Source organism: Stenotrophomonas sp. 80084_Sma, from assembly GCF_056481995.1.
On the sequence record NZ_CM151177.1, the window covers coordinates 1,933,710 to 1,957,464 of the forward strand.

Genomic DNA, 23,755 nt, shown 5'->3' on the forward strand with positions numbered 1-23,755 from the left:
GCATCAGGGTCCTGACCGCCCACCGGCGTGTCGGGGCGCCCGACGCAAGAGCGGACCTGGTTCCGCTCTTCCGCTTTGACGAATCCCGACTTTCCGGAACCCGATTCACGATATGAGCAAGCGCGATTACTACGAAGTGCTGGGCGTTGCCCGCACCGCCACCGACGACGAGCTGAAGAAGGCCTACCGTCGCTGCGCGATGAAATTCCACCCGGACCGCAACCCGGGTGATGCGGCGGCCGAAGCCTCCTTCAAGGAGTGCAAGGAAGCCTACGAAGTGCTGTCCGACGGCAACAAGCGTCGCATGTACGACAGCCACGGCCACGCCGCGTTCGAGCACGGCATGGGTGGTGGTGGTCCGGGCGGCCCGGACATGAACGATATCTTCGGCGATATCTTCGGCAACATTTTTGGCGGTGGCGGCGGTGGTCCGCGCCAGGCCCGTCGCGGCGCCGACATCGGCTACGTGATGGAACTGGATCTGGAAGAGGCCGTGCGCGGCGTCGAGCGCCGGATCGAGATCCCGACCCTGGCCGAGTGCGGCGACTGTGATGGCAGTGGCTCCGAAGACGGCAAGGTCGAGACCTGCAGCGTGTGCCATGGCCGTGGCCAGGTGCGCATCCAGCGCGGCATCTTCGCCATGCAGCAGGCCTGCCACAACTGCGGCGGCCGTGGCCAGATCATCGCCAAGCCCTGCAAGACCTGCCACGGCAACGGCCGTGTCGAGGAAGACAAGGTGCTGTCGGTGAAGGTGCCGGCGGGCGTCGATACCGGCGATCGTATCCGCCTGCAGGGCGAGGGCGAGGCCGGTCCGGCCGGTACGCCGCCGGGTGACCTGTACGTGGAAGTGCGCGTGCGCGAGCATGCGATCTTCCAGCGTGATGGCGACGACCTGCACTGCGAAGTGCCGATCCGCATCTCGCAGGCGGCGCTGGGTGACACCGTACGCGTGGCGACCCTCGGCGGCGAAGCGGAAATCCGCATCCCGGCCGAGACCCAGACCGGCAAGCTGTTCCGCCTGCGTGGCAAGGGCGTACGTTCGGTGCGCAGCCGCAGCGAGGGCGACCTGTACTGCCGCGTGGTGGTGGAGACCCCGGTCAACCTCACCAACGAACAGCGCAAGCTGCTGGAGCAGTTCGAAGCCACCTTCGTCGGCGAGGAAGCGCGCAAGCATTCGCCGAAGTCGGCCACCTTCATGGATGGCGTGAAGGGCTTCTGGGACCGGATGACGTCCTGAGTTTTTCGACGGAAGCGATGAACGATAGCGCCGGGCCATGCCCGGCGTTGTCGTATGCGGTCAACGGAAAAACGCCGCCGGCGTCTGCCCCAGCTGCCGCTTGAACATGCTGGTGAACGCGCTGGGGCTGTCGTAGCCCATCGCCAGCGCCACATCGATGACCTTGTCGCCGACCGCCAGTCGCTCCAGGGCGGCCAGCAGCCGTGCCTGCTGCCGCCACTGCCCGAAGGTCATGCCCAGTTCACTGGCGAAATGACGCTGGATGGTTTTCACGTCCACCTGCAGCGCCTGCGCCCAGTCCTGCAGGGTGGCGTCGTCGCCGGGATGTTTCTGGATGTGCTGGCAGATCCGCTGCAGGCGCGGGTCGGTGGGCGAGGGCAGGTGCAGCGGCAGCACGTCCATGCGGTGCAGCTCGTCCAGCAGCAGGCGCACCACGCGGCCGTCGCGGCTGTCATCCACATGCGCGGTCTCGATCAGGCTGGCGGCGAGCAGCAGCTCGCGCAGCAGCGGCGCTACCTGTACCGCGAACGCCTCGTCCGGCAGCTGCGGCGCGAAATCCGGTTCCACGTACAGGCTGCGCATATGCACCTCAGCGATGCAGTCCACCGCATGGGCCATGCCGGCCGGCACCCAGATCGCGCGGGTCGAGGGCACCACCCAGCGGCCGCCGTCCGCACGCACCACCATCAGTCCGGACATGGCGAACACCAGCTGGTGACGGCGATGCCGGTGGGGCGCGATGTGGGTGCCGGGTTTGTAGTGGCGGGCGCGGCAGGTCACCGGGCGGTGCACCGGAACCTCGTTCCACGGCGCAGTCTCGCGGACCGGGCAGGGAGTGTCCTTTTTGCGATATGCCATGACCCGAACGCGGCAGAAGGGAGGGGGAGGCCACCGTAGCATGCGTGGCTCGCCCCCAACCTGACTGTGTCCATGTCGACCCTGGCTTCTCCCGCAACGACCTCACGCCCGGTGGCCCCCGGCGTGCTGGCCGCCATCTCCACCTCGCATGTCGTCAACGACATGATGCAGTCGCTGATCCTGGCCATCTATCCGGTGATCAAGGGCGGCTTCAATCTCAGCTTCACCCAGATCGGTCTGATCACGCTGACCTACCAGCTTACCGCCTCGATCTTCCAGCCGTTGATCGGCATGGCCACCGACCGTCGCCCAGCCCCGTACTCGCTGCCGATCGGCATGGCCTCGACCCTGTGCGGCATGCTGCTGCTCGGCTTCGCACCGAACTACGCGGTTGTGCTGATGGCTGCGGCGATGGTCGGTATTGGCTCGGCCATCTTCCATCCGGAGGCCTCGCGCATCGCGCGACTGGCCTCGGGCGGCCGTCACGGCTTCGCGCAGTCGGTGTTCCAGGTGGGTGGCAATTTCGGAACAGCGCTGGGCCCGTTGATCGCCGCCGCAGTGATCGTGCCGTATGGCCAGCACGCCGCATCGTGGTTTGCCGGTGCTGCCCTGATCGGCATGGCATTGCTGACCTATGTCGGCCGCTGGTACGCGTTGCATCTGGGTACGCCTCGACCGGTCAGCACGGCTGCGATGGCGCCGCGGCATCCGTCGCGCACCGTGGCCAAGGTGCTGGCGATCCTGCTGGTGCTGATCTTCAGCAAGTACTTCTACATGGCCAGCATCGGCAGCTACTTCACCTTCTACCTGATCCACCACTTCGGCATTCCAGTGGCGCAGGCCCAGCTGCATCTGTTCGCGTTCCTGGTGGCGTCCGCCGCCGGCGGCTTCCTTGGTGGCCCGCTGGGTGACCGCATCGGCCGCAAGCCGATCATCTGGACCTCGATCCTGGGCGTGGCGCCGTTCGCGCTGATGCTGCCGCATGCTGATCTGCTGTGGACGACCGTGCTGGCGGTGCTGATCGGCTTCGTGCTGTCGTCGGCGTTCTCGGCGATCGTGGTGTACGCGCAGGAGATGATGCCGCACCGCATCGGCATGGTGTCCGGCCTGTTCTTCGGCTTCGCCTTCGGCATGGGTGGGCTTGGGGCGGCTGTGCTGGGCCTGCTGGCGGACAAGACCAGCATCGAGTACGTCTACCAGTTGACCGCGTTCCTGCCGCTGCTGGGCATCGTGGCGGCGTGGCTGCCACCGTCGCGGCCTGCTGCTCACTGAGGGGGTGGGGTTTGCAGGGCTTGCCGCCCTGCACCTGCTGAATCAACGTCAACGTCAAAAGCCTGCATTCCGCGGGTTGGCGGGGTGGGTCCGGTAGGTGTCGACCTTGGTCGACACGGTAGATCCACGCCATGCGTGGATGAATTCATTCGATATCTGACAGATGTGTCGACCAAGGTCGACACCTACCAACAGCCGCGCGGAACAACAGGCGCAGTTACCAACAGCCGCGTGAACCTGTCGAAGGTGGGGCGGTGTCGGATTGCGGGGTGTCAGCGGCATGGATGCCGCTGCCAAGCCTACAAGGACGTACTTGCGGCGTCCCCGCACTCCGACACCGCCCCGCCACCCCACGGAATGCCGCTTTGGCTACAAGGACGTACTTGCGGCATCCCCGCACTCCGACACCGCCCCGCCACCCCACGGAAGGCCGCTTTGGCTTCGGCCGTTGCGATTGCCGTTGCATTGAGCAGGTGCAGGGCTGCAAGCCCTGCCGAAAACTCCCTTGGGCGTAGAATGCGGCCATGAGCGAATCCCTTGATAACCACCTGGTCCACGGCCGCCGCCAGCGGCCGGATGGTCCGTCGCCGATCGATGTCATCTCGGTCCAGTCGCAACTTGTCTACGGCCACGCCGGCAACAGCGCCGCCGTACCGCCGATGCGCGCACTCGGCGTGCGCGTGGCGGAGATCCCGACCGTGTTGCTGAGCAACGCGCCGTTCTACGACACCACGCGTGGTCGCGTGCTGCCCGCCGACTGGTTCGCCGACCTGCTGCTGGGCACCCACGAGCGCAGCCTGCCGCAGCGGGCGAAGATGCTGGTGTCCGGCTACTTCGGCAGCACCGCCAACGGTGCCGCCTTCGCCGACTGGCTGGACAACATCCTGCCGGTTTGTCCGCAGCTGCGTTACTGCCTGGATCCGGTGATTGGTGACACCCACACCGGCCCCTACGTGGAACCGGGCCTGGAAGCGATCTTCGCCGAGCGATTGCTGCCGCATGCCTGGCTGGTGACCCCGAACGCCTTCGAACTGAATCGTCTGACCGGTATGCCGGCGCTGGCCGAGGCCGATGCCATCGCCGCCGCGCGCACGCTGCTGGACCGTGGCCCGCACTGGGTGATCGCGCACAGTGTGGGCGGTAACCCGGGTGAGCTGGTGACCCTGGCGGTCGGTCGCGAGGAAACCTGGCGCTGGACTTCGCCGCTGCTGCCGGTGGACGTGGCCGGCACCGGTGACGTGCTGATGTCGCTGGTGGTGTCGTTCCTGTTGCGAGGTGAATCGATGCAGCAGGCGATTTCGCGTGCGATTGCCGGTACCCATGCGGCGCTGGAGGCGACTCTGGACAATGGCTTCGAAGAGTTCGACGTGATCGCGGCGGCGCCTGCCGCACTGGCCGAAGGCACGCGCTTCCGCGCCGAACGCGTGGCATGAGCAGCTTGCTCGAACGCACGCCGCGCACGGTCGGCATCGTCGGCAGTGCCGGCGCCTATGGGCGCTGGCTGAGCCGCTTCTTCCAGCAGCACATGCAGCTGCAGGTGATCGGCCACGATCCGGCCGATCCGGACTCGCATACGCCGGAACAGCTGCTGGCGCAGGCCGACGTGCTGGTGTTCTCGGCACCGATCCGGCACACGCCGGCGTTGATCGCTGATTACGTACGGCAATCGGCGGGCCGCGAACAGGGCAGGCTATGGCTGGATGTGACCTCGGTAAAGGAGGAACCGGTGCAGGCGATGCTGGCCTCGCAGGCCGAAGTGGTCGGCCTGCACCCGATGACCGCGCCCCCGAAGGCGCCGACCCTGAAGGGCCGGGTGATGGTGGTCTGCGAAGCGCGCCTGCAGCACTGGCAGTCGTGGGTCGATACGCTGTGCACGGCGCTGCAGGCCGAGTGCGTGCGCGCCACGCCGCAGCACCACGACCAGATGATGGCGCTGGTGCAGGCGATGGTGCATGCCACCCACCTGGCCCAGGCCGGCGTGCTGCGCCAGTACCAGCCGCAGCTGGGCGATCTGGCCGCGATGATGCCGTACCGTTCGGCATCGTTCGAGCTGGACACGGCGATCATCTCGCGCATCCTGTCGCTCAACCCGGCGATCTACGAAGACATCCAGTTCGGTAACCCGTACGTGGCGCCGATGCTGGAACGGCTGGTCGGCCAGCTGCAGGCCCTGCAGGCGCAGGTCGGGCAGGGCGACGACCGTGCGCGTGGTGAATTCCGCGAGCAGCTGCTTTCGGCCAACCGCAGTGCCTTCGGCGAGCAGGCGCTGGCGGACGGCAACTACACCTTTGAACGCGTGGGTTATCTGCTGGCTGACCTGACCGAGCGTAATGCGTTGTCGGTGCACCTGCCGGAAGACCGGCCCGGCTCGCTGCGTGAGCTGCTGAACGTGTTCGAGCAGCATCGCATCAGCCTGGCTTCGATCCATTCCTCGCGCACGCCCGGTGGCGAAGTGCATTTCCGCATAGGGTTCGTGGCCGGCAGCGATGCGGCGGCGATTACCCGGGCAGCAGCCGACGTGGACGCCAGCGGCATCGGGCGGGTACTGGGCTGAATTCATCCACAGGCGGTGTGGATGGTTCCTGAGCAAACGTGTGGATAACCTTGCTCAGGCCTTGGCAGCAAAGGCTGTCAAGATGCTTGGTGAAAAATTGATCACGCCTTTTGTAGAGTCGAGCCATGCTCGACCGCCTTGGGCAAAAGGCGTGTCTACCAAGGTCGACACCTACCAGAGGCAAGAAAGCGGGTCGATCAAGGTCGACACCCGCCAGAGCGAGGCGATACGAAATCCGGTAGCGCCGGGGCCATGCCCGGCGAACCTCAGATCGTCAGCCGCAGCTCGCCGCCACTGGTGGTGAACTCGCGGCCATCGCGCACCAGCGGCCGCCCGTCATCCAGTTCGTAGCGTGGCGTGGCTTCGGAATGGTGCCCGCTGCCATTCGCCTCGGGCTTGAACTCGATGATGATGTGGCTTTCGCCGTTGCTGTCGACAGCGGGGAACTGACGGAACGACATCGTGCACCTCCTTCAGCGGATGCGGCTGTTGCGCGACCAGCTTGGCCGCGCCGATGTTAGCCGGACGTCATCAATCGATGAACTGCAGGCGCGCAAGTTCAGCGTACAGTCCACCTTCGGCCAGCAGCTGTGCGTGCGTGCCCTCGGCGACGATGCGGCCCTGGTCCATCACCACGATGCGGTCGGCCTTGAGCACGGTGGCCAGGCGGTGGGCAATGACCAGTGTGGTGCGGCCCGCCATCAGCCGCTCCAGCGCTTGCTGCACGCTGTGCTCGCTCTGCGCGTCCAGCGCGCTGGTCGCTTCGTCCAGCAGCAGGATCGGCGCATCCTTCAGCAGCGCACGGGCAATCGCCACACGCTGCTGCTGGCCACCGGACAGGCGGGCACCGCGCTCGCCCAGCTCACTGTCATAGCCCTGCGGCAACGCGCGCAGGAAGCCATCGGCCTCGGCAGCACGCGCGGCAGCCTCGACTTCGGCGTCGCTGGCCTGCAGGCGGCCATAGCGGATGTTGTCGCGCGCACTGGCAGCGAACAGCGTCGGCTGCTGCGGCACCAGCGCCAGCTGCGCACGCAGCTCGGCCGGGTCGGCCTGGCGCACGTCGATGCCGTCCACGTCGATGCGGCCGCTGGCTGGATCATGGAAGCGCAGCAGCATCGAAAGCACCGTGCTCTTGCCCGCCCCCGACGGACCCACCAGCGCCACGGTCTCGCCGGGGTGCACGTGCAGGTTGAAGTGGTCCAGTGCGGCCTGGTCCGGTCGCTGCGGGTAGTGGAACACCACGTCGTCGAACCGGATCTCGCCACGCAGCGGCTGCGGCACCGCGTGCGGCTGTGCCGGCGCGCGGATCTCGATGTCTTCCTGCAGCAGTTCGCCGATACGGCCCATGCCGCCGGCCGCGCGCTGCAGTTCGTTCCACACTTCGGCCAGCGCGCCCACCGAGCCGCCACCGATCAATGCATACAGCACGAACTGGCCCAGCGTACCGGCGCTGAGGCGGCCGTCGATGACGTCGTGCGCGCCCAGCCACAACACACCGACGATGGCGCCGAACACCAGCAGGATGGCGCTGGCGGTGACCAGCGACTGTGCGCCGATGCGGCGACGGGCGGCGCCGATGGCATCACCGAGTGCCTTGTCGAAGCGCCCGCGCTCGTACGGCTCGCGTGCATGTGCCTGCACCGTGCGTACCGCACCCAGGGTTTCACTGGCCAGGCTGTTGGCATCGGCGATGCGGTCCTGGCTGTTGCGTGCGACCGTGCGCAGCTTGCGCGCGCCGATGATGATCGGCAGCACCGCCAGCGGAATGCCGAGCAGCGACCATGCGGCCAGCCGCGGGCTGGTGACGAACAGCATTGCCAGGCTGCCGATGACGGTGACCGTGCTGCGCAATGCTACGGACATGGTCGAGCCGACCACGCTGCGCAGCAGTTCGGTGTCCGCGGTCAGGCGCGAGACCAGCTCTCCGCTGCGGCTGCGGTCGTGGAAGCCGGCGCCCAGCTGGATCAGGTGGGCATACAGCTGGCTGCGCAGGTCAGCCACGACCTTTTCACCCAGCAACGATACGAAGTAGAAGCGCGCGGCCGTGCCCAACGCCATGACGACCGCCACCAGCATCAGCAGGGCGAAGGCACGGTTGATCTGGCCGCCGCTGCTGAAACCGTGATCGATCATCTGCTTCACCGCCGGAGGCAGGCTCAGCGTGGCTGCAGACGACACCGCCAGGGCCAGCAGCCAGGCGGTGAACAGGCCGCTGTGGCGGCGCACGAACGGCCACAGCGTGCGCAGGCTGCCGAGGCGCCGCAGTGGCGGGGTCGAAGCGGGGGCGTCGTCCTTGTCAGTCATCCTGGTCGTCGTCTTCTATGCGGATACGGTCACGGGTGGCGTCGCGCAGGCGGATTTTCAATGCGTCGACCTGATCGGCAGGCAATTCGATCCGCAGGCACACGCCATTGGCATCGAACTGTTCATCGCGCTTTTCGGCACCGAAGGCGGGCAGGGTGGCATGCAGGGTACCCAGGTCCTCGAAGCCGGCCAGCAGCTGCAGCCGGGCCATCGCCACCAGCGGCAGGCGCGGGGCGGTGCGCAGGCACTCGGCGGCGGCGCCGCCGTAGGCGCGCACAAGGCCACCGGCACCGAGCTTGATACCGCCGAACCAGCGCGTCACTACCACCATCACCCGGTCGAAACCCTGGCCGTCGATCGCCGCCAGAATCGGACGTCCCGCCGTGCCGGCCGGCTCACCATCGTCGCTGGAGCGATAGTCCTGCCCATGCCGGTAGGCCCAGCAGTTGTGGGTGGCATCGGCCACCGCAACCTGCTGCAGGAACGCCATGGCCGCTGCGGCGCCATCGATCGGCGCGGCATGGGCGATGAAACGGCTGTGTTTGACTTCCAGCGTGTGGCTGACCGGCTGGGCGAGAGTATCGAGCATTCCCGTCATTCTACGGGGTTGCCGGGTATTCCCGTCCGCTTCAGTCGTCCAGCAGCGGGCGCAGGTCGCGCGGCAGGCGTGCTTCCGGGTACTGCTGCATGTAGCGCTCCAGGCTGGCACGGGCCAGATCGCGCTGGCCCTCGTCGCGTCGTGTACGGATCTTCTGCAGCCACTGCCGGCGCGGCAGTCGTGCGTCAGCGTCCACCTCGGCCTGCACGGCATCCGCGCTCAGGCCCGCATCGCTGCCGCGGCGCATGATGCCAGGTGCGGAACGGCTGGGAGCCTCGCGCTTCATCGAGGTGATTTCTACCCGGTCCAATGCCGGGGCCTGTTCGGCCTGCACGCTGTTGGACTCTGGCGTGCCTGCCGAGCGCGCCTTCAGCGAACCACTGGCGACAACCGGCGCCATCAGCGGCGCGGGTGCCGAGTAGGCGGTGGGAGCCGGAGGCGCAGGGGGGCTGCTGCCGGCGCTGCGGCCGGAGCGGGCGGCAGGGCCGCAAAGGAGGTATCGGCGGCCGCATCCGCAGCCATCGATCGTGCAGCCTGGGCCGGCGCTTCAGCGGTCTCGGCCGGCGCAGGCTTGCTTGCGCGCGCGATGGCCGGTGCCGGGGCAGCGGCAACCGGGGCTGCCTCGGGTGCTGCGGGCGCAGCGGCCGGTTCCGCAGTCGCCACCGCGCTGTCGGCTGCACTGCGCTCAGCGGCCTGATCGGCAGCCGCGACGTCTTCTGCCGCAGCCGGTGCCGCCGCAACAGCGGCCTCGCCCGCCGGAACCGGTGGCGGTTCCGGACGCAGCTGCCAGGCGATGCCGATGGCGAACACCATCGAAGCGGCGATGCCGAACACCGCCGGCCAACGCGGGCGTGTGCGCTGCGTACGTGGTGCTTCGGGAGAGGGGGCCGCATCGGCAGCCGGAGCGTCCACGGCAGCGCGGGCCGCGGCCAGGATGGCGGCGTCCAGTGCGGCGGGCGGTGCCTGTTCGGCGCGACGGCCGAGCAGCCGGGCCAGCTCGCGTTCTTCCGGCGTCAGCGGTTCGTCTCGGTTCATGCGTTCAATCCCGCACGCAGCTTGTCCATCGCATAGCGCAGCCGCGATTTCACGGTTTCCCGGCCTACGCCGGTGATCTGGCCGATCTCCTCCAGGCTCAGTTCCTGATCCAGCCGCAGTTGCAGCACTTCGCGCTGCTCGGGCGGCAGTTGTTCCATCGCCAGCTGGATGCGGCGACGTTGTTCGAATTCGGAAAGCTCGCCTTCCGGGGTCTGTCCATCCTCGATCGCGGCCAGGCGCAGGTCGGCATCGGCCGGGGCAGCCGGCCGGTGGCGGGCGGCGCGCCAATGGTCGTTCAGGCGGTTGTGGGCGATGCGGAACAGCCAGGTGCTGAACGCCGCGTCCGGTTGCCACCCCGCACGGGCGCTGATCACCCGCTGCCAGACGTCCTGGAAGATCTCCTCGGCCAGCGCGTTGTCGCGCAGTTGCCGCAGCAGGAAGCCGAACAGGCGCTTGCGATGGCGCGCATACAGGCTTTCAAACGCGCGCAGGTCGCCACCGGCCCAGGCCAGCATCAAGGCTTCATCGGTTGGCAGTGCGCTGGCTTCCACGGCGTACAGGGTAAGGCCTGCAGGCGATGGCGCATAGCCGGTGGCGAGGGCGGGCAGGGCGAGGGTCATGGCTCGGAAGGGGCTACGGTCAGCAGGAAAAACGTACGGGCGCACGATTCGGGGTTTACGGGCTTCCATTGCCCCCCGGGTGGCGCGCTATGCTCGGCGGCTCAGGGGAGGCGACGCACTGACGGCGCCAAGAGATTGTCATTTGTCCACGCATGCTGAACCGGCGGAAGAGCCACCACACGAGGCCGTGCTGAGCGCGGCGCTGGTGCGCGCGTTGCATGCGCTTCTGCCGGAAACGGCCGTGGTCCGCGTCGGCTGGGATGACCCGCAGCTTGGCCGTGGCCAGGGGGCCTGGCCGAGGGCGACTGCCGGAGGTGATGCGGCAGCGCCAGGCGTGGGCGACGGCCAGCACGGCTGGGAACATGATGGGGCGCGCCTGCTGTTGTCGGTGGAAGGCGCGGTGCCTTCACCGGCATGGTGGGGGGTTGCCCGGCAGGCGATGGAGCTGGCGCTGCAGCGCGGCCGCCAGGCCGGCCAGATCAAGGCGCTGGAAGAGGCCGAGCGGTTGCAGCAGGCCTTGTTCCAGATTGCAGATCTGGCCGGTGCCGACCTGGAAATGCCTGAGATGCTGCGCCACGTGCATGGTGTGCTGGGCACGCTGATGTATGCCGAGAACTGCTACATCGTGGAATACGACGATGTGCGCGACCAGATCCGTTTCCTGTACTTCGCCGATCAGGTCGATGATTTCGTCGCCGATCCCACGCAGAGCCATGACGCCAGCGAGATGCCGCGCAGCCTGACCGTGGCGTTGCTGCGTCATGGCAAGCCGCTCAGTGGTCCCTCGCGCGAACTGCTGGCGCAGGTGATGGAGCAGGAGCACGACCCGCAACGCGGGCCCGAAAGCCTGGATTGGCTGGGCGTGCCGATGCTGCGCGATGGCCGCGTATGCGGTGCCATCGTGGTCCAGAGCTATGAGCAGGCGGCCCGCTATGGCGAGGCCGAGCGCGCATTGCTGGGCTTCGTTGCGCAGCACGTGCAGACCGCGATGGACCGGCGCCAGGCGCAGGTGCGGCTGGAGCAGCAGGTGGCGCGGCGCACCCAGGAACTGCAGCGCGCCAATCACAGCCTGCAGGACGAGGTGGCCGAGCGTCGACGCGCCGAACAGCTGCAGACCGCCCTGTACAACATCGCCGAGATGGCGATGTCGGCCGACAGCCTGGCGCAGTTCTACGGACAGGTGCATGGGGTGGTCGGGCGCCTGCTCGACGCTCGCAATTTCTACATCGCCCTGGTCAACCCGGCCGGCAACGGCCTGGACTTCGTCTATTCGGTGGACGAGCACAACGCCAGCCGCGCGCCGCGACCGTTCAGCCGGGGCCTGACCGAGTACGTCGTGCGCAACCGGCGGCCACTGTTGGCATCACGCGCGCAGATCGATGCGCTGCTGGCCAGTGGCGAAGTGCGTGAATCCGGTGCGCGCTCGCACTGCTGGCTGGGCGTACCGCTGCTGCGCGACGACGAAGTGGTCGGCGCGATCGTGGTGCAGAGCTACAGCGAGAACAGCATTTTCAGTGTGCATGACCAGCGCCTGCTGACCTTCGTCGCACAGAACATCGGTACCGGCCTGGCCCGTCAGCGCGACCAGCAACGGCTGCGCTCGGCGCATGCCGAGCTGGAGAAGCGCGTGGAGGAACGCACGCGCGAACTGGCCGAGGTCAACGAAAAGCTGCTCGGCCAGATCGGCGAGCGCCTGCGTGCCGAACAGCGCCTGACCCACCAGGCCATGCACGATGCGCTGACCGGGCTGCCCAACCGCCTGCATCTGCTGGACCGCCTGCAGGATGCGCTGGCCCTGGCCAAGCGTGAGGGCGGCCCGGTGTTCGCCGTGCTGTTCCTCGATCTGGACCGCTTCAAACTGGTCAACGACAGCATCGGCCATGCCGCCGGCGATCGCATGCTGGTGGAAGTGGCCAAGCGCATCGTATCGATGGCCGGCACCGAGGACGTGGTGGCCCGGCTGGGCGGTGACGAATTCGCGGTGCTGCTGCAATGCCCGCAGGGCCTGGCCCAGGCCTTGGACTTTGGTCAGCGCCTGCTGCTGGCGCTGCAGGAGTCGATGTGGATCGCCGGGCGCGAACTGTTCCCGTCCGGCAGCCTGGGCATCGCGCTGTGGAACCCCCGCTACCGCACCGGCGAAGAGCTGCTGCGTGATGCCGACGCGGCAATGTACCGGGCCAAGGCACAGGGCCATGACCGCTGTGCGATCTTCGACGAAGACATGCGCGAGCAGGCCATGCGCAGCCTCGATCTGGAAGCCGACCTGCGTCGTGCGATCAACAACCGCGATTTCGTGCCGTTCTACCAGCCGATCGTGCGCCTGTCCGATGGCGAGGTGGTGGGCCACGAAGCGCTGCTGCGCTGGCAGCATGAGCGCCGCGGCCTGCTGCTGCCGGGGGCGTTCCTGGAGCTGGGCGAGGAAAGCGGCCTGATCGAGCAGGTCGACTGGCTGATCTACGAACAGGTGATTGCCGGCCTGGCCGAGGGCGGGCAGAGCTACGTCTCGGTGAACGTATCACCGCGCCATTTCCGCTCCGCCGGGTTCAGCGGCCGCCTGTTCGGCCTGCTGGATGCATGTGGTGCCGATCCGCACCGGCTGCGCCTGGAGATCACCGAGGTCGCACTGCTGGACGATGGCCCGCACACGCTGCGCATCCTGCAGGGCCTGCGCGAGCGCGGCATCCAGGTGCAGCTGGACGATTTCGGTACCGGCTTCTCGGCGCTGTCCTACCTGCACCGTTTCCCGATCAGTACGCTGAAAATCGACCAGAGCTTCATCGCCGGCCTGCATGGGCCGGAAGTGCAGAGCACGCGGGCGCTGGTCGAGGGCGTGCTGTCGTTGGCGCGTACGCTGGGCATCGAGACCATCGGTGAGGGCATCGAAACCGAGGCGCAGCGGCAGACCCTGCGCGAACTGGGTTGCGACTACGGCCAGGGCTATCTGCTGGGGCGGCCCGCACCGTGGAGCTGCGCGGCGGTCTGAGCCGCCGCGCAGGAAAGCATCAGCGCAGGGCGGCGCGACGCTTTTCGTCGATCCACTTCGAGGCCTGCGCTGGCTTGTAGTTCTTCATCCACTCCAGCATCTCTTCGATATCCGAGCCGTACCACAGGTCCTGGCGCTGGTCCGGGTGCAGGAAGCGCTCTTCCACCATGCGGTCGATCATGCCGATCAGCGGGGCGTAGAAACCTTCCACGTCGAGGAAGGCGCACGGCTTGTTGCCGATGCCAAGCTGGCGCCAGGTCAGCATCTCGAAGATCTCTTCCATGGTGCCGAAGCCGCCGGGCAGCGTGACGAAGCCATCGGCGAGGTCGAACATGCGCGACTTGCGCTCATGCATCGAACCGACAATTTCCAGTTCGGTCAGGCCGCGGTGGGCCACTTCCCAGTCGGCCAGCTGGCGCGGGATCACGCCGGTCACTTCGCCGCCGGCCGCGAGCACGGCATTGGCCACGGTTCCCATCAGGCCGACATTGCCGCCGCCGTACACCAGGCGCATCCCGTCGCGGGCGATGCGGTCGCCCAGGGCAAGGGCGCGTTCGGTATAGGCCGGCTTGCTGCCAGCGTTGGAACCACAGTACACACAGATCGATTTCATGGATCTTCCTGTCTTTTGGCCGGAAACGAAAACGCCCCATCGCCGACCGCAGAGCGGTCAGGGACGGGGTGCCCAAGGATTATGAGGCCTTCAGGGGCCTTCTGTAGAGCCGCGCCGCGCTCGCCTGCTCTTCGTTCAGTAGAGTCGAGCTTGCTCGACTATCGCGGTGCCTGAACGAAGTGCAGTCGAGCAAGCTCGACTCTACAAAGAACGAGACTTACGCCGCCGCTGCCTGCTCGCGGCGCGGGCCTTCACGCAGCGCGCGGCCGACCATCCCCACCAGCAGGTCCAGCTCTTCGCTGTCCATGCCGAAGTGCGGAGTGAAGCGCAGCGAGTTCTCGCCACCGTGAATCACGTTGATGCCGTGCTGGCGCAGCCATTCCTCGGTGGAGTTGGCGCCGTAGCACTTGAACTGCGGCGCCAGTTCGCAGGAGAACAGCAGGCCGGTGCCCTGCACCTTGGTGATCAGTCCGCCCAGCTCGTTCTTCAGCTGTTCAAGCTTGCGCACGGCCTCGGCACCACGCTCGGCGATGTTGGCGCGCACCTGCGGGGTCAGCTGGGCCAGGGTGGCGCAGGCCACGTCCAGTGCACGCGGGTTGCTGGTCATCGTGTTGCCATAGATGCCCTTGCGGTACAGCTGCGCGGCATGCTCGGTCACCGCCAGCACCGACAGCGGGTACTGCGCGGCGTTGAGTGCCTTGGAGTAGGTCTCCATGTCCGGCGGGTCCAGGCCTTCGAAGCCCGGGTAATCGACCACCGAGAGCACGCCATGCGCACGCAGGCCGGCCTGGATCGAGTCCAGCAGCAGCAGGCTGCCATGGGCACGGGTCAGTTCGCGGGCAACGGCATAGAACGACGGCGGCACCGAGCGGCCCGGGTCGCCTTCGCCCATCACCGGTTCCAGGAACACCGCCTCGATGAACCACTGGTTGCGTGCGGCATCCTCGAACACCTTGCGCAGGCCGGCTTCGTCGTACGGCGCCACGGTGATCACCGAATCCTCGCCACGGTAGCTGGCCAGGTGCTGCATGTAGCTCTTGCGGCTGGAGTCCGAATAGAGGGCAGGGCGGTCGGTACGGCCGTGGAAGCTGCCCTTGACCACCACGCGCTTGATCGCAGCACCGGCGTGGCGTGCGCCCGGGTCGGTCTGCAGCTTGGCGTTGACGTCGGCGATGCGCGCGGCCAGGCCGACCGCCTCGGAACCGGAATTCAGGCACATGAAACGGGCGAACGGGCAGCCGCCACGGCGGTGGCCGATCTCGGCGCGCAGGGCGGTGATGAAGCGCTGCTGCGACAGGCTGGGGGTCATGATGTTGGCCATCACCTGCGGGCGCGCCATCGCCTCCAGCACGGCGTCCGGGGTGTGCCCGAAGCCGAGCATGCCGTAGCCGCCGGCGTCGTACAGCACGCCGCCTTTCAGGGTGACCACCCACGGGCCGCGCGCAGCCAGTGCCACATACGGGGTCACCGCGTCATCGGCATAGAAATTGACGAAACCGTCCTGCATCGCGTCGATCTGCGCCTGTTCGTCCTGCGCCAGCAGCGGCCCCAGGTCGGCCTGCACGCGCGCGAATTCCTCGGCGGCGGCGTCCACCGCGGCGACCAGCTGCGGGTGGTTGGCGGACAGGGCGGTCAGGGTGGCGTCGTCCAGGCCGGAGGTGAGGCGGGTGCCGGGCTGGTTGCGCAGGGGGGCGAGGCGTTCGATGAAGCTCATTGCAGATCTCCTGAAACAATGGGTCGCACGGGTCTTCAAAAGCAAAACGCGCGTCATCACGCGCGCTTGGGGCAGGCTCGTGCAGCGGACTTCCGACTCGATGCTAGCACTTGTTTTTTTGCGCGATAACCCCGCAGAAACCTGCTGCATAGCAGCATTTTGCGCGACGTTCGCCGCGAAGCACGCCGGCTCGCAGACGCTGGACGTACAATGCGCGCCATTGTCGACCTGTTGCCGCCCACTGCCTTGAAGAAGTCCGATTTCAACTACGACCTGCCGGCTGAACTGATCGCGCAGGCGCCCCTGGCCGAACGTTCCGCAAGCCGCCTGCTGCTGGTGCCTCCGGCGCCCGATGCCTTCACCGACCTGCAGGTGCGCGACCTGCCGTCGCTGCTGCAGCCGGGCGATCTGCTGGTGTTCAACGACACCCGGGTGATCCCGGCGCGCCTGTTCGGGCAGAAGGCCAGTGGCGGCCGCGTGGAGATCCTGATCGAGCGCCTGCTCGGTGGCCAGCAGGCCCGCGCGCAGGTGGGCGCCAGCAAGTCGCCCAAGGCCGGCAGCCGCATCGCGCTGGATGCCGGTGGCGAAGCCGAGGTGCTGGGTCGCGATGGCGAGTTCTACGTGCTGCAGTTCCATGTGCCGGAATCGCTGGAACAGTGGCTGCTGCATGCCGGCCGCCTGCCGCTGCCGCCCTACATCCAGCGCGAGCCGGGTGTGGATGACCGCGAGCGCTACCAGACCGTGTTCGCGCGTGAAGTGGGCGCGGTGGCCGCGCCGACCGCCGGCCTGCATTTCGACGAACCGCTGCTGGCCGCATTGAAGGACAAGGGCGTGGACTTCGGCCACGTCACCCTGCACGTGGGTGCGGGCACCTTCCAGCCGGTGCGTGCCGATGACCTGAAGGACCACGTGATGCACCGCGAGTGGCTGAATGTCGGTGCCGAGCTGGTGCAGCAGGTGCGGCGCACGCGCGCCGCCGGCGGCCGCGTGATCGGCGTCGGCACCACCGTGGTGCGCGCGCTGGAAAGCGCGATGCGCGATGGCGAGCTGCTGCCGTTCGCCGGCGAGACCCAGATCTTCATCACCCCGGGCTACCGCATCCGCAGCGTCGACGCGATGGTGACCAATTTCCACCTGCCGGAAAGCACGTTGCTGATGATGATTTCCGCGTTTGCCGGCAAGCAGCGCGTATTCGAGGCCTACCAGCACGCGATCGAGCAGCGCTACCGCTTCTTCAGCTACGGCGACGCGATGCTGCTGTTCCCGCAGGCGGGGTAGGGCGCTGACCTCTGCCTGCTTGTGGTGGGTGCGCACCGTTGGTGCGCACTTGCCGGTGCCTGGAGGTCAGGAAAGCCACGCATGGCGTGGCTCTACTGCCGTGCCGTTCAGGCCTGAATGGGCGGTCGACTCGGTTTTGGGAGACAATGGGCGACTATTTGCCCGAATGACCGCTCCATGTCCCGATTGCAGTTCCAGCTCCAGACCCGCGACGGCCGTGCCCGCCGTGGCCGCCTGACCTTCCCGCGTGGCACGGTGGAAACGCCGGCCTTCATGCCGGTGGGGACCTATGGCTCGGTCAAGGGCATCCTGCCGGACCAGGTGCGTGCGCTGGGCGCCGAGATCATCCTCGGCAACACGTTCCACCTGTACCTGCGCCCGGGCCTGGACATCATCGCCGACCACGGCGGCCTGCACGGCTTCTGCCGCTGGGATGGCCCGATCCTGACCGACTCCGGCGGCTTCCAGGTGTTCTCGCTGGCCCACCGCCGCAAGATCACCGAGCAGGGCGTGACCTTCGCCTCGCCAACCGACGGTGCCCGCGTGTTCCTGGGCCCGGAAGAGAGCATGAAGATCCAGAAAGTGCTCGATTCGGACGTGGTGATGATCTTCGACGAGTGCACCCCGTACCCGGCTACCGAGGATGTGGCGCGCCGCTCGATGGAGCTGAGCCTGCGCTGGGCCCAGCGCAGCCGCAACGCGCATGACGAGCTCGGCAACGACGCGGCCCTGTTCGGCATCGTCCAGGGCGGCGTGCACACCGACCTGCGCAGCCGCTCGGCCGAGGCCCTACAGGCGATCGGCTTCGACGGTTACGCCATCGGTGGCCTGGCCGTGGGCGAGCCGGAGCACGAGCGCAACGCCATGCTCGACCACCTGGATCCGGAACTGCCGGGCGACCGTCCGCGCTACCTGATGGGTGTGGGCCGGCCGGAGGACCTGGTCGAGGGTGTCGCACGTGGCGTGGACATGTTCGACTGCGTGATGCCGACCCGCAACGCCCGCAACGGCCACTATTTCACCTCGTTCGGCACCGTCCGCATCCGCAATTCCCAGTACGCGCGCGACATGGACCCGATCGAGCCGGGCTGCGGCTGCGTGGCCTGCACCGGCGGTTACACGCGTTCGTACCTGCGCCACCTGGACCGCTGCAACGAGATGCTGGCGCCAATGCTGGGCACCCTGCACAACCTGTTCTATTACGAAAAGCTCATGGCCGACATCCGTGCGGCCATCGAGGCGGGAACCTTCCTGGCCTTCCGTGAGTCTTTCTACGCGGCACGCGGGGCGGTAGCACCGCCCCTGTAACCCGAACACCCCCTGCCAAACGGCCCAAGGACGAACGCCCGGGGCCGTGGCATACTTCAAGGCTGACCCAGATCCGCGGTCGACACCTCGTGCCCGTGAAAGGGCCGAAGCGCCGCCCAACCAAAGGACCAACAATGAACCTGCTTGCCTTCCTGATTCCCGCCGCCCACGCCCAGGCCGCCGGCGGCCAACCGCAGGGCATGGGCCTGACCACGCTGCTGTTCCCGGTCATCCTGATCGCCATCATGTACTTCCTGATGATCCGCCCGCAGATGAAGCGGCAGAAGGAGCACAAGGCCATGCTGGAGAAGATCAAGCGTGGCGACGAAGTGCTGACCAACGGCGGCATCGCCGGCATCGTCACCGACATCGGCGACAACTTCATCACCATTGAAGTGGCGGACAACGTGCGCATCCGCGTGCAGAAGGGCGCTGTCGGCAACGTGCTGCCGGCCGGTACCCTGAAGTCGGCCCAGTAAGCCACTCCCTTTCCGATGCACAACCGCGGCGCCGGGGATGGCGCCGCGCGGGACCCAAGCAATGCTCGAATTTCCACGCTGGAAGTACGTCGTCATCCTGATCGTACTGGCGCTCAGCGCGCTGTACGCGCTGCCCAACATCTACCAGAAGGACCCGGCCCTCCAGATCACCGCCAACCGTGGCGGCCAGATCGACGATGCGCTGCGTGACCGTGTGCTGGCCGACCTGAAGAAGGCCGGTGTCGCCACCGTCGGTGCCGAGAAGGAAGGGGAAAGCCTGATCGTCCGCCTGCCGGACCTGAAGGCGCAGTCCGCTGCCAGCGACGCCCTGCGTGACACGGTCGGCGAAAAGTACACCGTGGCCCTGAACCTGGCCTCGACCGTGCCGGACTGGCTGGCCAACCTCGGCGGTCGCCCGATGGTGCTGGGCCTGGACCTTCAGGGTGGCGTGCACTTCGTGCTGCAGGTCGACCAGAAGGCCGCCCTGGACAAGCGCCTGGACGCCTACACCGAAGACGTGCGCAGCACGCTGCGCGACGCCCGCATCCCGTACCAGTCGGTGGAACGCCGCGCTGACAACAGCATCGTGGCGAACCTGAGCCCGTCCGCCGGTGACGACGCCGCGCAGCGTGCCCGCACTGCCCTGGTGAAGGCGCAGCCGACCCTCGGCTACGACGTCAGTGGCAATCGCATCACGGTGACCGTGCCGGAAACCGAGATCACCCAGATCGCCAACGGCGCCATCGAGCAGAACATCAACACCCTGCGCAACCGCGTGAACCAGCTCGGCGTGGCTGAGCCGATCATCCAGCGCCAGGGTGCCGACCGCGTGGTGGTGCAGCTGCCGGGCGTGCAGGACACCGCCGAAGCCAAGCGCATGATCGGCGCCACCGCTACCCTCGAGTACCGCGCGGTGGTTGACGGCAATGCACAGGACGCCATCAACTCCGGGCGCATTCCGCCGGAAGCGAAGGTCTACCAGCGTCGTGATGGCGGTGGTCCGGTCCTGCTGAACAAGCGCGTGATCGTCACCGGTGACCAGATGGTCGGCGCGCAGGCGGTGACCGATTCGAACAGCGGCTCTCCGGCGGTCAGCGTGACGCTGAACAATGTCGGCGGCCAGCGCATGTTCGACTTCACCAGCGCCAACGTGAACAAGCCGATGGCGGTGGTCTACACCGAGCGCGTGCCGACCGTGACCGTCGTCGACGGCCAGGAAGTGCGTGGCTTCAAGGTCAACGAGGAAGTGATCTCGGTGGCCAACATCAACGGCGTGTTCGGCAAGAACTTCCAGACCACCGGCCTGCAGAAGAAGGAAGCCGAGGACCTGGCCAAGCTGCTGAAGTCCGGCTCGCTGGCCGCGCCGATGGACTTCGTCGAAGAGCGCGTGGTGGGCCCGAGCCTGGGTGCCGAGAACGTCAAGAACGGTATGCGCGCGGTGGTGTTCGCATTCCTGTTCACCCTGGTGTTCTTCAGCGTCTACTACCGCATGTTCGGCGTGATCACCTCGATCGCGATGCTGTTCAACCTGCTGATCGTGGTGGCGGTGATGTCGCTGTTCGGCGCGACCATGACCCTGCCGGGCTTCGCCGGTCTGGCGTTGTCGGTCGGCCTGTCGGTGGACGCCAACGTGCTGATCAACGAGCGTATCCGTGAAGAGCTGCGTGCCGGCGTGCCGGGCAAGACCGCGATCGTGACCGGTTACGAGCGTGCTTCCGGCACCATCCTCGACGCCAACCTGACCGGCCTGATCGTCGGTGTGGCGCTGTTCGCATTCGGTACCGGTCCGCTGAAGGGCTTCGCGCTGACCATGATCATCGGTATTTTCGCCTCCATGTTCACCGCGATCACCGTGTCGCGTGCGCTGGCGACGCTGATCTACGGCCGCCGCAAGAAGCTCCAGAACGTGGCCATCTGACGGGACGACACGCACATGAAACTGTTTCCGCTGCACATCCTCCCGAACGACACCAAGATCGACTTCATGCGCTGGCGCCATGTCGCGATGGTCGTCACGGTCATCGTGTTCCTGGCCTCGGTTGCCATCATCGGCTTCAAGGGCTTCAACTACGCCCTGGACTTTACCGGCGGCACCCTGATCGAAGCCCGCTTCGACAAGGCGGTGGACGTCGAGCAGGTCCGTACCAAGCTCGAGGAAAGTGGCTTCGACGGTGCCCAGGTGCAGAGCGTCGGTGGCAACACCGATCTGCTGATCCGCCTGGCCCCGCACGGTGAGCACGCTGCCGGTACCGGTGACGCCGCGCACGAGGACAAGGCCACCGCCGCCGCCGTGGTGAAGGCACTGTCCACCGCCGACAACCAGGCCACCGTGCTCCGCAACGAGTTCGTGGGCCCGCAGATCGGCAAGGACCTGGCGATGAATGGCCTGTACGCCACCATCTTCATGCTGGCCGGCTTCCTGATCTACATCGCGGTGCGCTTCGAATGGAAGTTCGCGGTCACCGCCAGCATCGTGGCGATGTTCGATCTGATCGTGACGGTCGCTTACGTGTCCCTGCTGGGCCGTGAGTTCGACCTGACCGTGCTGGCCGGCCTGCTGTCGGTGATGGGTTTTGCGATCAACGATCTGATCGTGGTCTTCGACCGCGTCCGCGAGAACTTCCGCAGCCTGCGCGTGGACTCGATGGAAGTGCTGAACCGTTCGATCAACCAGACGCTGTCGCGTACGGTGATCACCGCGGTGATGTTCTTCCTGTCGGCGCTTGCCCTGTACATGTACGGCGGCAGCTCGATGGAAGGCCTGGCCGAGACGCACATGATCGGTGCGGTGATCGTGGTGTTGTCCTCGATCCTGGTGGCGGTGCCGATGCTGACGATCGGTTTCCTGCGCGTCAGCAAGCAGGACCTGCTGCCGAAGGCGAAGGACATCGAGGCCCTGGCCCGTCGCCCGTAAGCACCCGCTGCACGCAACACACAGAGAACCCCGCGCAAGCGGGGTTTTTGTGGGCAGGGCTTGCAGCCCTGCACCCGCGGTAGTGCCGGCCGCTGGTCGGCAACAGCAATAGCAACAGCGGGCATTCCGTGGAATGGTGGGGCCATGTGGATTGGCAGGACACGCCGTAAACCCATCCATGGGGGCTCGATGGCGCCATCCATGGCGCCAACGGTCCTGCCAACCCACATGGCCCCACCTCTGACAGATTCCTGCGGCTGTTGGATCGCGCGGCTGTTGGTAGGTGTCGACCTTGGTCGACACATCTGTCAGATATTGAATGAGTTCATCCATGTCGACCAAGGTCGACACCTACCAGAGCAGGATGCCGCTCCAACAGATCGCGGAAATCTGTCGAAGGCGGGGTGGGTCCGGTTGCGGGGGGGGGACGCGGCATGGATGCCGCGGCCAAGCCTCCATGGACGGATTTACGGCGTCCCCCGCAACCGGACCCACCCCGCCAACCCACAGGAACCCAGCTTTTGAAGTTGCTCCGGCTCCGGCCGTTGCTCCGGCCTCTGCGGGTGCAGGGTGCAACCCTGCAGAACAAACCCCACCCTACGCCGCCGTCGGTTGTGCAATCTTCCCCCGCGCACTACGATCCTGCGGTTCGCGCGCGCAGGCGCGCGCCCGTATTCCTGCTGAGCGCCCCGCGCGCCGCATCTGCCAACCCGAGGTATCCATGGTCATCAAACCGCGCGTCCGCGGCTTCATCTGCGTCACCACCCACCCGACCGGCTGCGAAGCCGCGGTCAAGCAGCAGATCGACTACATCCGCGCACGTCCGCCGATCCAGAATGGTCCCAAGCGCGTGCTGGTGATCGGCGCCTCCACCGGCTACGGCCTGGCGGCGCGCATCACTGCCGCCTTCGGCAGTGGCGCCGCCACCCTTGGCATCTTCTTCGAACGCCCGGGTAGTGAAACCAAGCCGGGCACCGCGGGCTGGTACAACTCGGCCGCGTTCCACAAGTACGCCGACGAAGCTGGCCTGTACGCCAAGAGCATCAACGGCGATGCCTTCTCCGATGAAGTGAAGGCCAGGACCATCGAGATGATCAAGGCCGATCTCGGCCAGGTCGACCAGGTCGTCTACAGCCTCGCCGCGCCGCGCCGCAAGCACCCGAAGACCGGAGAGATCATCAGCTCCACGCTGAAGCCGATCGGCGAGCCGATCACCCTGCGTGGCCTGGATACCGACAAGGAAGTGCTGACCGAGACCCATCTGCAGCCGGCCACCCCGGAAGAAATCGCTGGCACCGTCGCGGTGATGGGCGGCGAGGACTGGCAGATGTGGATCGATGCGCTGGCCGACGCCGGCGTGCTGGCCAATGGCTGCACCACCACCGCCTTCACCTATGTGGGCGAAGAGATCACCCAGGCGATCTACTGGAATGGCTCGATCGGTGCGGCCAAGAAGGACCTGGACAACAAGGTGCTGGGCCTGCGCGAGAAGCTGGCCAGGATCGGTGGCGACGCGCGCGTGTCGGTGCTGAAGGCCGTGGTCACCCAGGCCAGCTCGGCCATTCCGACCATGCCGCTGTACCTGTCGCTGTTGTTCAAGGTGATGAAGGAAAAGGGCACGCACGAAGGCTGCATCGAACAGCTCGACGTGCTGTACGACATCCTCTACGGCGGCAAGGCCGATGGCGTGGCGGTCGATCGTCTGCGCCACGACCTGGTCGATGGCGATGGCCACACCGTCGCGCTGGTCGATGACGAAGGCCGCCTGCGTGCCGATTACAAGGAAATGGCCGCGGACGTGCAGGGCAAGGTGGTCGCGCTGTGGCCGCAGGTGACCAACGAGAACCTGTACGAGATCAGCGATCTGGCCGGCTACAAGGCCGATTTCCTGCGCCTGTTCGGTTTTGGCGTGGAGGGTGTCGACTACGAGGCCGACGTCAATCCGGACGTGAAGATCGAAAATCTGGTCGACATGACCTGATCAACGA

Annotated in this window: 18 protein-coding genes and 1 pseudogene; 11 read left to right on the forward strand and 8 right to left on the reverse strand. The window is 66.8% G+C overall.

Annotation, left to right across the window (positions count from 1 at the left end):
- Positions 1–112 precede the first annotated feature (112 nt).
- Positions 113–1,237: a molecular chaperone DnaJ gene (gene dnaJ / locus ACZK3W_RS09150; protein WP_478450671.1), complete on the forward strand. Its 1,125-nt coding sequence runs from the start codon at positions 113–115 to the stop codon at positions 1,235–1,237.
- Between the two features lie 60 nt (positions 1,238–1,297).
- Here dnaJ and ACZK3W_RS09155 read toward each other — a convergent pair whose 3' ends face one another.
- Entirely contained in the window at positions 1,298–2,095 is a 798-nt protein-coding gene (locus ACZK3W_RS09155) for an AraC family transcriptional regulator (protein WP_164162774.1), read from the reverse strand.
- Positions 2,096–2,167: 72 nt separating this feature from the next.
- Between ACZK3W_RS09155 and ACZK3W_RS09160 the strand changes: the two genes are divergently transcribed.
- The 3 genes from ACZK3W_RS09160 to ACZK3W_RS09170 all read left to right on the forward strand — a co-directional run bounded on the left by ACZK3W_RS09160 (position 2,168) and on the right by ACZK3W_RS09170 (position 5,921).
- Complete coding sequence (locus tag ACZK3W_RS09160) at positions 2,168–3,367, forward strand: MFS transporter (RefSeq protein ID WP_293796513.1); 1,200 nt, start codon at positions 2,168–2,170, stop codon at positions 3,365–3,367.
- Between the two features lie 524 nt (positions 3,368–3,891).
- Positions 3,892–4,800, forward strand: a complete 909-nt coding sequence (gene pdxY / locus ACZK3W_RS09165) for a pyridoxal kinase (RefSeq protein WP_478450672.1) — start codon at positions 3,892–3,894, stop codon at positions 4,798–4,800.
- Complete coding sequence (locus ACZK3W_RS09170; protein ID WP_478450673.1) at positions 4,797–5,921, forward strand: prephenate dehydrogenase; 1,125 nt, start codon at positions 4,797–4,799, stop codon at positions 5,919–5,921. The genes pdxY and ACZK3W_RS09170 overlap by 4 nt, the downstream gene beginning before the upstream one ends.
- 266 nt (positions 5,922–6,187) lie before the next feature.
- On the opposite strand, the gene ACZK3W_RS09175 is transcribed toward ACZK3W_RS09170, so the two are convergent.
- The 5 genes and pseudogenes from ACZK3W_RS09175 to ACZK3W_RS09195 form a co-directional block, all read right to left on the reverse strand.
- On the reverse strand, positions 6,188–6,382 hold the full coding sequence (locus ACZK3W_RS09175; protein WP_005409247.1) for a hypothetical protein: 195 nt from the start codon (positions 6,380–6,382) through the stop codon (positions 6,188–6,190).
- Positions 6,383–6,452: 70 nt separating this feature from the next.
- The gene (locus tag ACZK3W_RS09180; RefSeq protein WP_369353952.1) at positions 6,453–8,225 is read right to left on the reverse strand and encodes an ABC transporter transmembrane domain-containing protein; all 1,773 of its coding nucleotides are present in this window, start codon (positions 8,223–8,225) and stop codon (positions 6,453–6,455) included.
- Positions 8,218–8,814, reverse strand: coding sequence for an IMPACT family protein (locus ACZK3W_RS09185; protein ID WP_049400110.1), 597 nt, complete (start codon positions 8,812–8,814; stop codon positions 8,218–8,220). The genes ACZK3W_RS09180 and ACZK3W_RS09185 overlap by 8 nt, the downstream gene beginning before the upstream one ends.
- 40 nt (positions 8,815–8,854) lie before the next feature.
- Positions 8,855–9,858, reverse strand: a pseudogene (locus tag ACZK3W_RS09190) (hypothetical protein).
- A complete protein-coding gene (locus tag ACZK3W_RS09195) occupies positions 9,855–10,373 on the reverse strand; it encodes an RNA polymerase sigma factor (RefSeq protein WP_229301232.1) in 519 nt (172 codons plus the stop codon). The pseudogene ACZK3W_RS09190 and the gene ACZK3W_RS09195 overlap by 4 nt, the downstream one beginning before the upstream one ends.
- 247 nt (positions 10,374–10,620) lie before the next feature.
- Here ACZK3W_RS09195 and ACZK3W_RS09200 point away from each other — a divergent pair, with 247 nt between their 5' ends.
- A complete protein-coding gene (locus ACZK3W_RS09200) occupies positions 10,621–13,461 on the forward strand; it encodes a bifunctional diguanylate cyclase/phosphodiesterase (protein WP_478450674.1) in 2,841 nt (946 codons plus the stop codon).
- A gap of 19 nt (positions 13,462–13,480) precedes the next feature.
- Here ACZK3W_RS09200 and ACZK3W_RS09205 read toward each other — a convergent pair whose 3' ends face one another.
- On the reverse strand, positions 13,481–14,074 hold the full coding sequence (locus ACZK3W_RS09205; protein ID WP_032128301.1) for an LOG family protein: 594 nt from the start codon (positions 14,072–14,074) through the stop codon (positions 13,481–13,483).
- A 217-nt stretch (positions 14,075–14,291) separates the two neighbouring features.
- Positions 14,292–15,788 (reverse strand): aminotransferase class III-fold pyridoxal phosphate-dependent enzyme, encoded by a 1,497-nt coding sequence (locus ACZK3W_RS09210; RefSeq protein WP_478450675.1) that lies wholly within the window; start codon positions 15,786–15,788, stop codon positions 14,292–14,294.
- Positions 15,789–15,998: 210 nt separating this feature from the next.
- On the opposite strand from ACZK3W_RS09210, the gene queA reads away from it, so the two are divergent.
- From queA to fabV, 6 genes are all read left to right on the forward strand, one after another.
- A complete protein-coding gene (gene queA, locus ACZK3W_RS09215) occupies positions 15,999–17,066 on the forward strand; it encodes a tRNA preQ1(34) S-adenosylmethionine ribosyltransferase-isomerase QueA (protein ID WP_032128303.1) in 1,068 nt (355 codons plus the stop codon).
- Between the two features lie 177 nt (positions 17,067–17,243).
- Positions 17,244–18,374: a tRNA guanosine(34) transglycosylase Tgt gene (tgt, locus tag ACZK3W_RS09220; protein ID WP_029379947.1), complete on the forward strand. Its 1,131-nt coding sequence runs from the start codon at positions 17,244–17,246 to the stop codon at positions 18,372–18,374.
- A 134-nt stretch (positions 18,375–18,508) separates the two neighbouring features.
- Positions 18,509–18,853 carry a preprotein translocase subunit YajC gene (gene yajC, locus ACZK3W_RS09225; RefSeq protein WP_005409257.1) on the forward strand — a complete coding sequence of 115 codons (345 nt, stop codon included), beginning with the start codon at positions 18,509–18,511 and terminating at the stop codon, positions 18,851–18,853.
- Between the two features lie 61 nt (positions 18,854–18,914).
- Positions 18,915–20,771, forward strand: a complete 1,857-nt coding sequence (secD, locus tag ACZK3W_RS09230) for a protein translocase subunit SecD (protein ID WP_049400105.1) — start codon at positions 18,915–18,917, stop codon at positions 20,769–20,771.
- Positions 20,772–20,786: 15 nt separating this feature from the next.
- On the forward strand, positions 20,787–21,767 hold the full coding sequence (gene secF / locus ACZK3W_RS09235; protein ID WP_071228983.1) for a protein translocase subunit SecF: 981 nt from the start codon (positions 20,787–20,789) through the stop codon (positions 21,765–21,767).
- 721 nt (positions 21,768–22,488) lie between these two features.
- The gene (gene fabV, locus ACZK3W_RS09240; protein WP_049425168.1) at positions 22,489–23,748 is read left to right on the forward strand and encodes an enoyl-ACP reductase FabV; all 1,260 of its coding nucleotides are present in this window, start codon (positions 22,489–22,491) and stop codon (positions 23,746–23,748) included.
- Positions 23,749–23,755 lie beyond the last annotated feature (7 nt).